The sequence below is a fragment of the Pseudofrankia coriaricola genome (assembly GCF_032027725.1).
Classification (GTDB): domain Bacteria; phylum Actinomycetota; class Actinomycetes; order Frankiales; family Frankiaceae; genus Pseudofrankia.
In genome coordinates this window covers 1-11,695 of the sequence record NZ_JASNFO010000116.1, presented here as the reverse complement: position 1 = coordinate 11,695, position 11,695 = coordinate 1, and the positions used below count along the sequence as shown (strand labels likewise).

Here is an 11,695-nt window from a genome sequence, read left to right as displayed (position 1 = left end):
TCGGACCTGTTCACGATGGGTGTGCCCGTCGCCGAGAAGGTGATCAGGACCGTTGCCGTCTATGCGGCGTTGAGCCTGCTGATCCGGGTGTTCGGTAAGCGGGATCTCGCCCAGCTCAACAGTCACGACCTCGTGGTGATGATGCTCGTCTCCAACGTCGTCCAGAACGCGATCATCGGGGCCGACAACAGCCTCTGGGGCGGGGTGCTGGGAGCGGTCACGCTGTTCGCCGTGAACGCGGTCGTCGTCCGCTGGCTGCGCCGCAACGCCACGGTCGAGCGGCTGTTCGAGGGCACGCCGACAGTGCTGGCGCACGACGGCCATTTCGACGAGGCGACGCTGCGCCACGAGGGTATCCGTCGCGGCGACCTGGAACGGGCGATCCGCAACCAGGGTGCCGACGACATCACCGAGGTCGCCACAGCGACGCTGTCTCCCGGTGGCGCGATCGTCGTCGAGCTGAAGGCCGGCGACCAGAACGCCTCCCGCGCGGACCTGGACGCCGTGCGCCGCCACCTGGACGCCCGCCTGGACGCGATCGAGTCGGCCCTGCGGTGACCGACGCCGTCGCGACACCGCGGCGCAGCGGACCGGACCAGCTCGGGCGCCGATTCCCCGCAGCCTCTGCATCAGCGCAGGTCGGCGATATTGTTGACTTTCGGCCGAGAGCACGTAGGCCTTTTGACGCGTCCGTAACACACAGTACTTGTGCAAAGTGCCCTGGTGATGCCAGCTGTGGCCATAGCCTGTCGCCTGATCGCGGGATGTGCGACGACGGGGGGCGTTGGTGCGGCGCGAGTGGATTGCCGAGAGGCTGCTCGAGTGCTGGACGTTGATGGACGAGATCCGGCGGCTGCTGCGGAACAAGTCCATGGCGGCTCGGCTGGCCCTGTTGCCGAAGTCCTTCGAGCTTCAGATCCGGTTCCCGAGACACATCCGGGAGGTTCCGAAGGGCGCCGTGCAGTATGGCATTGCACAGCGTGACGCCCATGGACCTAGATGCGCCAGGCGGGCCGGATCTGGCTCTTGGGCCGCTGGCTGACTCATGCAGCCAGCGTTCGTCGGCCGCGAATCCGAACTCGCCCGCCTTCGTCTCCTGATGCAGCAGGTGCGCGCGGGCCGGTCCTGCCTGGTGCTGGTGGAGGGGCCGGCGGGGATCGGCAAGACTGCGCTGGTCCACGAGTTCCTGGATCTGGCTGGCGAAGGGTGCGTGCTGTGGGCAAGCGGCGAGGAGAGCGAGGGTGGCCTGCCACTTGGTGTTGTCGCCCAGCTGGTCAGCCGTGTCCCGGCCGCGGTGCTTGATCCCTCGGCCGCGGCCTTCAAGGGTGACGACAGCCCAGTAGACCCGCTGGTGGCCGGTGCCGCGCTGATCGACATGCTCGGTAAGTTGCAGCAGCCGGGGCCGGTTGTGCTCGTGGTCGATGATGCGCACTGGGCCGACCAACCGTCGCTAGTGGCGCTTACCTTCGCGTTGCGTCGGCTGCATGCCGACCGGGTGCTCACGCTGGTGATCAGCCGCGATAGGTCCGACCTTCGTCTGCCGGAGGGCCTACGCCGCCTGCTCACCGACCGGCGCCATGCTCTGCAGCTGTCCCTCGGGGGTCTGCAGGCCGATGAGCTGCGCTCCCTAAGCACCCGGCCCGGCGTCGGGCCACTGTCCGCGCGGGCGGCGGCGCGGCTGCGCGCGCACACCGACGGCAACCCGCTGCATGCACGTGCTCTTCTCGAGCAGCTCCCTGCCGATGCCCTTGACAACCCGGACGTGCCGTTGCCAGCGCCCCGCTCGTTCGCGCTGCTGGTAGTCGCCCGGCTGGCCGGCTGTGGCGCAGAAGCCCAGGAACTGGTCGCGGCCGCCAGCGTGCTCGACACCCGCTTCCCGCTGCACCTGGCGGCCGGGGTCGCGCAACTCGATGAGCCGCTGCCCGCCCTGGAGCAGGCGATCACGGCTGGCCTGCTCGTCGAGGAGCCCAACGGTGGAGCGGTGCGGTTCGCGCACCCCCTGGTCCGTGCCGCGGTCTTCGAACAGATCGGCCCGGCCCGCCGCGCTGGACTGCACACCCGGGCGGCGGGCCTGGCCGAGGACGAGGCGACCCGGCTTCGTCACCGCGCCGCCGCGGCCAGCGGTCCGGACGCGGCGCTTGCCGCGGACCTAGCCCAGCTCGGGCGGCGAGAGGTGGTCGCCGGTTCCCCCGCGGCGGCTGCCAACCACCTGTCCACGGCTGCCCGGCTCACCCCCAGCCGAGCCGACCGCGAGCAGCTCGTCGTGGAGGCGACCGAGTGCCGACTGCTCGCGGGCGACATCGTCGACTCGGCGGCCGTAAGCGTCGGGCTGCATGCCCTTTCGCCGACCGCATGGCGCAGCTACGTCCTGGCCCGCCTGGCGCTGGTCGCTGGCCGTTTCACCGAGGCTGAGGCCCTGCTGCGCGACGCCTGGCGGCGCTGCGACGCTGGCACCGAGCCGGCGCTTGCCACCCGGGTCGCCGCTCAGATGGCAACGCTGTGCCTCCTGCAGGCCCGCGGGCAGAACGCTGTCAAGTGGGCTGACCTGGCGCTGCGGCTGGCGCCCAGGCACAGCGCCACCGACCTGCTCCGCTTCGTCCGGCTGGCCGGCCTGGGCATCAGTGGGCACGCTGACGCGGCGCTCGCCACGCTGCATGACGTGCCGGACCCGGCGGTCGCGTCAGCCGGCGAGCTGGACACGCTGGCGGGCCGCGGGCTGCTGCGGATCTGGACCGACGACCTCATCGGTGCGCGCCAAGACCTCGCCGGCGTCCTCGCCACCGGTCACGATCGCTCTGTGGTGTTCCGGCTGTCGGCCGCGGACCTGCTAGGTGAGGCCGAATATCGGCTCGGCCACTGGGATGACGCCGTTGTTCACAACGACCTGGCGATGTCGATCGCGACGGACGCGGACCAACCCTGGCTCGCGCCGCTATGCCACGCGACGGCAACGCTGCTGCTCGCCGCGCGCGGCGAATGGCAGCAGGCGGCCGTACACGCCGAGACCGCGGGTGCCCTGGCGGCGGCCTCGGGGAATCTCATCGCCACCGCTTACGCCGCGGCTGCCGCCGCGCAGCTGGCCCGGGTCCGGGCTGAGCCCGAGGGCGTCATTGCCGTGCTCGACCCGCTGCTGCAGCTGAAACACGGCGACAGCATCAAAGAGCCCGGGGTGATTTGCTGGCAGGACCTGCTCGTCGACGCTCTGGTAGCGGTAGGTGACCTCGATCGGGCGGAGGCGGTGCTCAGTGAGTTCGAAGCGCTGACCGCCAGCCGCCAGCGACGCTCGGCCATGGCCGCGGCGGCGCGGGCGCGCGGCAACCTCACCGCCGCCCGCGGTGACACCACCGCCGCCACGATCGCCTTCAACGTCGGCCTGGACCACGCGGCGCGGGTCGACATGCCCTTCGACCGCGCCGTCCTCCAGCTGACGTACGGCGCGTTCCTGAGACGCGCCGGCAAGCGCGCCGCGGCCGGCGTGCAGTTGGAGGCGGCGCAGGCGGTCTTCGAGCGGCTCGGCGCGCGGCCGTACCAGGAGCGGTGCGAGCGGGAACTGGCCGCCTGCGGCCGTTCACCCACTCGTAGACAGACAGCGGATCGAACCCGGCTCACTCCCCAGGAGCAAGCCGTCGCTCGACTGGTCGCCGGAGGTCTGACCAACCAGCAGGCCGCACGAGAGCTGGTCCTCAGCGTCAAGACCGTCGAATACCACCTTGGCCACGTGTACGCCAAACTCCAGGTCACCTCCCGAGACCAGCTCGCGGACGGGCTCACCCAGCACCTAAGCGGACCCTAGGTCGGTCCCTGAGGCGATCCCAGGGTGCGACCCCCTAACGTCCTTGCTCACCGGAGAAGTACCGGGGGAGGCGACGTGCGCTTCATCGTGGAAATCCGACACGCCGGCGACGCTGTGGAAGGGGAGGTCAGGTCGGACGGCGCGACCGAGTCGCAGCCGTTCAAGGGCTGGATAGAACTCCTGCGCCTCCTCGAGCCACCGCCGAGCTCCGATCCGGTGAAAGGCGATGCAGACGGCTGAGGAAAGTCGCCGTGAACGCGCCGGTGCCATCATTCGAGCGATCGGCGTGCGGTGGCTTTCTGTGACCCGTTTGCCGTACCGACTCGCGCTCGTGTTTCTACGCGCGTGATTCGCCTTTCTGATCGTGCTCGTCGTCGCGGCCGCGACCGACTAATCCGACGGACGACCGGTCGACATCCGCGCGGACAACGATCCGCCGTCATGCGCGCGATGGTCGGCTCCACTGCCCTGCGGGCTCCACAGGCCCGCGCTGGTGAGGAGACATGATGGTCGATTTTCGCGCGTACGGACAGCTCGTTGACCGCACAGGCCAGCCCGCCGCGGGCGTCGGCATGGTGGTCACGAAGCGGGAGGTGGGTAGCCTTCGCGCGCTCGGTAGCACCGTGTCCGACTCCAACGGCGCGTTCTTTATTCCGCTCGAACAACCGGCGGCGGATCCCGGAAGCCACTACGAACTGCGGCTCAGCGTCAACGACGACCCGATCAGTCTCCCTGACCTCGCCGAGATCAGGGAGGTTCTGTGGGGACCTCATACCTTCGTCGTCGACCACCAGCCCCCGCCCGGGCGCGAGGGAGTCGCTCCCAGGCACCCGCTGGTCGTTCCTGAGAAGGATCTCGTCGCCGCGTGGAAACTGACGCCGGGCCTGTTCACCCGGCCGACCGCCGCCCGTGCCGCCAACCCGTGCAGCCCCTATGCACCCGTCGATCTCCCATCGCGGGTCTTCTACCTGAATCAGCTCGCGTTCTTCACTGACACGTCGGGCGACCGGCAGGCGGCCCCGGTCCTCGCGCCGATCGACTTCTCGGCCCCGCCTACCGCCTCGCTCGGCGCGACGCTGCGCTACGCGGCCCTGCTGGAGTTCCGCCAGGACTGGTGGGACTACGGACAAGCCCTTGGTGACCTCCTGTACAGCCTCCCGCTGGCACCGTGCGAGGAGACGAAGATCGCCTCGGTCGACTGGCGGCGCCGCGACTATGCGTCACAGGAGACCGCTCTGGACGAGAACCACTTCCAGGACTCGACGATCGCCCGTGACCAGGTCGTCGACGAGACGGTGCGCCTGATCTCGACCAAGGACGCCGACTCGTCGGCCGTGGCCGGCGGCCTGGGTCTGACTATCGGCCCCTTCAGCGCTGGGGTCTCGGGAGCCCTGAGCGGCATGCATGAAGCGATCGATGCCACAACCACGGCGTCGCGAGCCGTCAACGATCGCATCCACCAGGTTTCCAACACGGTGCGCACCACGCGCTCCTTCACCGTGGCCGAGGTCACCCAGGAGGAAGAAAGCGTGGTGAGGACGCGGGCGATCCGCAACCACAATCACTGCCACACCGTCACCTTCCAGTACTACGAAGTGCTGCGGATCCATCTGCTGACGACGAAGGTGGAGCGGATTCGGCCGGTCGTCCTGGTGCCGTTCACGCCGATGGACTTCGATGAAGCCACGCTCGCCAGTTACGGCTACCTTCTGCGTCGCGCGCTCCTCGACACCACTCTCGGACGGGTCTTCGATGCCTATCTGGGCGTAGCCACGCCGGGCGCGAGCGAGGCGCCGCCCGAGGCACCAGGGCTGGGTCGCACGCCGAAGCCGCCGGCCGCGGTCGTCACCGGGCTGCGCGCGTACTTCTCCTCGACTACTAATTCTATCGGCTCCAGCGACCTAGATTTGATGGTCGACGAGGAGCGACTGGGCCTGACCGTCACTCATGTCGCGGGAAACCGCGACCGTTACGCGGCCACGGCGACCGTGACGGCGGCGACGCCGCCGCGAGCGATCGGAGACATCGACCGGGTCGGCTTCGCGGCCGGGCCGGGTCTGACCAGGGCGTCGCTTCTGCTCGACGATGTCGTGGTTGAGGCCGAGGCTGATGGGGCATGGCACCAGATCCTCTTCGTGGAAAGCTTCCAGATTGAGGCTGGCAGGGTTGTGGTGCGCCAGATCACGGCTCGCGGTGGGAAGCCGACCCCCGCGGCGGCTGCCACCTCGCCCGACCTGTCGCGCCTGCTCGCTCACCTGAACGCCAACCGCGTCTATTACAGCGCGGCGGTCATCGGCGGAGGAGACGCTGGGCTCCGCTTTTTGTCGCTGGCGGGGCATACGGACGGGCATGGCGATGCCCTGTCCGACATCGTCGACAACGTGGTGGTCGGCACAGCCGGAAACTACGTGGCGTTCCCGCTACGGGCACTGTCGCACCTGCCGGTGCGCTACCGCGAAGGCCTTGAGGAGACGCGCCTATATGGCCCCGGCGAGCCCCACGAGCGACTCATCACCCTGCCCACGCCCGGCGTCTTCGCCGAGTCCCAGCTCGGGGCCTGCTCGGCGTGCGAAAAGATCGACGACACCCGCTTCTGGGACTGGCAGACGAGCCCGTGCCCCGACGGAGCCCCCGACATCACCGCCGACATGTTGGCGAGTCGCTTCCAGGACCCCAGCCCGCTGGTGCAGGTAGTCAGGTCCGACCTCGAGCCGAAGCCGGTCCAGATCCCGGAGCTTCCCGAACCGATGATCAAGATAGGCGACGAGACACTCAAGGAACTCGTCAAGGGACTGCAACTCCCAGATGCCAAGGGGCTGCTGGACCTGGTGAGCGGCTTGGCGAAGGTCAGCTCCGACCACTCGCTTGAAGTCTTCAAGGAGATCTGGGGCGCCTATACCCGCAAGCCCGGGGGACCAGGCAGCGGCGAGAACGTCGCCAGTGACCCGCCGGCTACCCCGACCGGCGCCGAAGGCGGCGCTGGCCTGGCGCCGGTCAACGGCGTCTGACCGCCCGAGCGCGCAAAGCGGACTGGGCGCGATGCTGACTAACCGCGATGCCGGCTGGACGCGCCGCCGACTGGAGTCGAGCAGAAAGGCTGACGCGATGGGAACGGCGACGGGGGCAAGCCCGTTCGGCGGCAGGCAGCTCAGGGGACTTCCGTCTGGCGCGCGGCCACCCACCGATCCGAAGGTGACGCAGGCGGAGTCCGGGGGCTTCGTCGAGGACCGATCCACGCGGAAAGGACCGCCGGTGGACGACAAGTGGTGGTCGGGGACCAGCGCGGAGATTCTGCGCCGGCTCCCCGGCGCACCCGGGGCAGGCGACGGACCCAGCGCTGACGAGGTGGACCTTCTCGCCAAGCAGCTTCGCACGGCGCTCGGGCCACGCGGAGCGGACACCGAGGAAGGGCTGCGACGAGCGTTCCGCTTCCCGGCGGAGGCCGGGGGCACGCTGGAACTGCGGGACGCCGTCGCGGGCAGGCTCGCCGGGCTGGTACGGCCGACCGCGTTGGCGAAGATCGGTGAGCGGGGGGATCATTCATCCGAACCCGCCGCCGTCCTTCCGTCCGTTCCGCCGTCCTCCCCGAGGCCGCTGGCGCGCCGCCCGGCGGTCGAGCGGAGTTGCGAACCGGTAAGGGGACCCTTCGATCAGCGCCGTTTCAACAGTGCTCTGAGGCGGCGGAAGACCGCGCACGATGTCTTCAGGTTCGCTCCCCAGCTCCGGCGAAACGCCGAGCAATTCGAGCGTTTCGTGCCGCTCGACGAGGCGGTATGGTCACAGCGGTACTGGCTCGCGGCGCAGATCGCCAGCGCGGCGAGCGGCGTCGACATCGAGGACGACTTCCATACGTGCCCCCCGGGGACAAATAGGTTCGGTGCGGAGCCCGTCGGGAGGGGCTCGACCTTCGTGATTGGCAACGCGGTCCACGCGGTCCTGCAGGCCAGGTACCTGTATCACAAGGACAGCGGCCTGATGGACCACGATGTAGTCGCCGAGAACCTGGTCTTCTATGGCGCCGCCGGCGAGGCGTTCCGCCGGCCGCCCGAGCAGCTCTACGAGTCGCCGGACATCGAGGAGCGACCGGACGTACTTGGCGCCCTGGCCTTTGCCCTCGGCCTCCCGCCGAAGAGACCATTGCGGCCAGATCTCATCGACTTCACCACCGGCGGGATCGTCGAGATCAAGCCGATACGCTCCCTTCAGGCAGGCGTTCTGCAGCTCTGGCAGTATGTAGACAACTTCAACCTGGCGAAGTTCTATGACGAGAAGGCCAAGATAGGGGCGCAGCAGGTGGGGCAGCGCCTGCTGCCGGGGTTCATCCCCGCCAACCTCCTGGGACCCATTCCGTTATGGGAAGCGCTCACCGGTCACGACCGGACGCGTTTTGGGCATCTTGTCGCGACGCCGTACATGCTGACCGGACTGCCGGGCATCGTCTTCTACACCCTCTCCGAGAAACGCGATATGGAGCGGGTGATGGAGCAGATGGTCACGGTCATCGGCGTGGCCGCGGGCATCATCCTCGCCATCGTCGTCGCCGCGATCGCCGTGGCGGTGCTCGCGGAGGCGCTGTCGGCGGCCGCGGCTGTGGCTGTGGCTGTGGCGAACGCTACAGAGGCGACATTCGGTGGCCTGGCACTGATCTCCAGCGGCGGTGTTACGTCGATCGAATCGGTGGGCGCGATGGAGGCGATCGAGACGGCAGGAGTAGCCATGACCGAGGCGCTGCGCTTCGCGCCCGCGCTCGTCCGCTGACGTCGATCACGTTCAGATGTTGCCAGGTTGTCTCTCCTGGCGCGGGGATCCTCGGTCTCAGGTACCACGGAGTCAGTACGCCGGTGTCAGTACCGCAGCGCTGTCGCGTCCTGTCCGATGCGCCCGACCGCGGCGACCTGACTTAGGCCAGGGCCTTGATCATCGGTGGGTGTCGGGTCGCTGACCTGGAGGCGCGAGGCACTCGACCCGATAAGGTGCAACCAACCAGGCCGTGTTTCACCGATTCTGGATCATCGACGATCGGATCGGCGACGCCGATCTCCACCCACCTTTGGCGCAGGTCCTCGACCACTACCTCGGGGTCCGCCTCGACGGCGAAACCCGCGCGCTTTTGACGCCGCCCGCGACTCGAGATCGAACCGCTACGCCTAACCAACCGCCACCGACGCCCGCACGGGCCGTTACCCTGCGAGATCATATTGCCGCAAAAGAAAGAATCCGCAGCTCAGTCGGGTTCGAACATGGGTACTTTGGTGGGCCGTCAGGTACTCGAACCTTGAACTCGTCGGTTAAAAGCCATCCAAACCGGATGTCGCGCCGTGTCGTCAAGGTCCGCCTTGGGTCGGAAAATGCAATGAGTGCAGAGGTTTTCGTGGGCCGCCGTGCCGCTTGATGCCGGCTAGATCCGGCCCACGCTGGCGCTTCCGCGACCACACACCGACCACAATGATCTTGTTTTGGGTGGCTGGTTGAGCCGCAGGACTGATGGTCTCGGCTGCGGGTCTATGGTGTAATGACTACGTAGAGTGAGATCTTCGGTGTTCGGCTCGCGGGGCACGGGTCCGCACCTGGCTACCGTGGCCGGACAGCGAATCCACGGCGGTCCGGCACCCCCGGCGCCGAACGGTCTAACGGCGGAGCGGCAGCATCAAGGCTCGGCCGGTCGCCGGCGGCCCGATCTGTGCGGGCAGGCCGTCCGCGCCGGCGGGGTTCGGCTGCCGCCAGGTACCCGACGCGTCGATCGCCGCGCGGACCGTGTGACGCGTCTCCACCCCGTCACGGCCGACGGCGTGTACGACGAACGGCGCCTCGTCCCGGCCCGCGGTGACCAGCCGGTCTAGACCGTGCCGGGACACCCCTACGACCCGTGTCCCGTACTGGCCCCGCTCGCCCAACGCCTCGGCAAGCGGGCCAGATACGAACCGACCAACTCGGCGCCGGTCGGATACCCCCCCAGCTGGCGCGATCCACCCCGTGGGCGCCAGCAGCCGGGCTGCGGCTGGATCGATGAGTTCGGGCCAGGCGGAGAACAGCTGCACATGCCCCCAGGCGGCCACCGCCGCGCCCGGACCGTCACCGGCCTCGAACACGAACGGCTCCAGCCCACGCTCCAGCAGCTGCGTCCCAGCCGCGAGACCCTGCGGTCCCGCGCCGATCACCGCCACCGGCAACCCGGCCATGCCCAGACCATCTAGTCGCCGGCCGCCGCGGGCCCTCGGCTATCAGCCGCCTACCTGCGTGACCTGCGCGACTACCCCGCGAGGGGGGCGGCGGTCAGAGCCCGCAGCCCTGACCGCGGCCAGATACCCTGCGCCCCAGGCACTCCCGCGACAACGCACTCCGTGAGACATATATGCTGTAACTCTCTCCAGCATTTTCATTGAAGGGCGTTACACCATGGTCCGCATCCCCCAGCACGTCGCCAACGGCCTCCGCACCGATCACCCCGTCCCTGACCTGCCGTTCATCGACGACAGCCACATCCCGCTGGACGACCCCCACGCCATCCAGACCGTCGGACGCCACGACGGAAGCGACATGTGGGGCCGCCAGGACCGTGCCCGCGAGGGGAAGGGGTGGATGGCGTTCACCACGGACCCGATCCGCCACGACCTGGCGTGGTGCGTCCGCTACCACCCCGACCACGGCCGCACCGTGCTCCTCTACCGCGACGGGGACGCCTCCGCCGTGCACGCCAAGTGGGACGCGGCGCTTCTCTTCCGCGCCGGCGGCTATTGGTGGGACGGCGAGAGCTGGTACCGGCCTTCCCAGGTCTGGGACCACGCCAGCGAGACCTACGTCCGCCGCCCGGTCCCCGGAGCAACGACCATCACCGCCGCCGACGTCCTCACCGCGGGAACCGGCGATCCGACGAAGGCCCGCGTCCGCAAGGTCCAGTACGTCAACGTCGACGACGCACCACCAGAGCGCTGGCTTGACGACCTCACCGCCTGGGCACGGAGCCGCTCAGCCGACCGACCCCTGACCAGCAGCGTCGTGCGGATCTCTGCGCCTGAGCTCGCCGGCGACCAGCTCCTCAGCCTCGCCGAGTTCGCCGACACCGTGGGCGTCACCGCCTCCACCCTGCGCTCCTACCTGACCCGCGACCAGGCAGACATACCCCTACCCCAGGCCGTCATCGGCAGCCGCAAGCTGTGGTCCCGCCCGGTGGCCGAAGAATGGGCCGAACAGCGCCGCCGCTCCGACGAGGGCCTCGACGAGGCCGTCGCGGTACGCCGCGGCGACGCCTCTCAACCCGCCGGCATCACCGAGGTGTGGACCCGATTCGCCCAGAGCTTCTACGCCGCCCTCTGGGAACGCCCCGACCGGCGCCGCCGCTGGGCACTACGCTGGCGCACCCCCGAAGCGGTCCAAAACCTTGCCGACGAGCTCGGCCGGACCGTCGCCGCTGAAATGACCGGAAAAGAAATCGTGCCCTGGGACGACCTTACCCAGACCATGGCCCACGCACTCGTCGACGAATTCGCCATATCCAAGGAACTAGATTCCCCCGACAGGCTCTTCCCAGCGGAGTCCTACACGCTTGGCCCTGGCGTGTCACAGACCCTTGAATGGCTCATCCGTTACAGCCCCACCCACGCGCGACGCGCCATCTCCTACACCATCCACGAAACCGAACGGCGTCTAAACATCCCACGCCCGATCATCGAACGCTCCCTCCGCGAAACCGCCAGCCCCGGCGGCTCCCTCGACTCCGCCGCTCTCGACGACTTCTTCGACCGCGTCCTCACCCCACAGGCGCCGGGCGAGAAGACCCCTCCGCTGGACGCCGAGGCAGCCGAAGCAGTCATCCTTCAGATGATCAAGGATGCTGAGGAGCAGAAGAACAACGAGGACGAGGAGTAACCCGGATACTGAGGACACTCGCGTGACCGGGAGTGG

Annotated in this window: 7 protein-coding genes; 6 read left to right on the top strand and 1 reads right to left on the bottom strand. The window is 68.7% G+C overall.

Features of this window, described 5'->3' with window-relative positions; translation table 11 throughout:
• From QOZ89_RS41705 to QOZ89_RS41685, 5 genes are all read left to right on the top strand, one after another.
• Positions 1–558, top strand: a 558-nt coding sequence (locus QOZ89_RS41705) for a DUF421 domain-containing protein (RefSeq protein ID WP_312629713.1), incomplete at its 5' end; no start/stop codon positions are given.
• A 487-nt stretch (positions 559–1,045) separates the two neighbouring features.
• Positions 1,046–3,793 (top strand): AAA family ATPase, encoded by a 2,748-nt coding sequence (locus QOZ89_RS41700; RefSeq protein ID WP_312629711.1) that lies wholly within the window; start codon positions 1,046–1,048, stop codon positions 3,791–3,793.
• A 75-nt stretch (positions 3,794–3,868) separates the two neighbouring features.
• On the top strand, positions 3,869–4,033 hold the full coding sequence (locus QOZ89_RS41695; protein ID WP_312629709.1) for a hypothetical protein: 165 nt from the start codon (positions 3,869–3,871) through the stop codon (positions 4,031–4,033).
• A 263-nt stretch (positions 4,034–4,296) separates the two neighbouring features.
• A complete protein-coding gene (locus QOZ89_RS41690) occupies positions 4,297–6,801 on the top strand; it encodes a hypothetical protein (RefSeq protein ID WP_312629707.1) in 2,505 nt (834 codons plus the stop codon).
• Positions 6,802–7,138: 337 nt separating this feature from the next.
• Positions 7,139–8,551 carry a hypothetical protein gene (locus tag QOZ89_RS41685; protein ID WP_312629703.1) on the top strand — a complete coding sequence of 471 codons (1,413 nt, stop codon included), beginning with the start codon at positions 7,139–7,141 and terminating at the stop codon, positions 8,549–8,551.
• 869 nt (positions 8,552–9,420) lie between these two features.
• Here QOZ89_RS41685 and QOZ89_RS41680 read toward each other — a convergent pair.
• Positions 9,421–9,972 (bottom strand): NAD(P)-binding protein, encoded by a 552-nt coding sequence (locus QOZ89_RS41680; protein WP_312629701.1) that lies wholly within the window; start codon positions 9,970–9,972, stop codon positions 9,421–9,423.
• Positions 9,973–10,189: 217 nt separating this feature from the next.
• Here QOZ89_RS41680 and QOZ89_RS41675 point away from each other — a divergent pair, with 217 nt between their 5' ends.
• Entirely contained in the window at positions 10,190–11,659 is a 1,470-nt protein-coding gene (locus QOZ89_RS41675; protein WP_312629699.1) for a hypothetical protein, read from the top strand.
• The last annotated feature ends 36 nt before the right edge of the window (positions 11,660–11,695 follow it).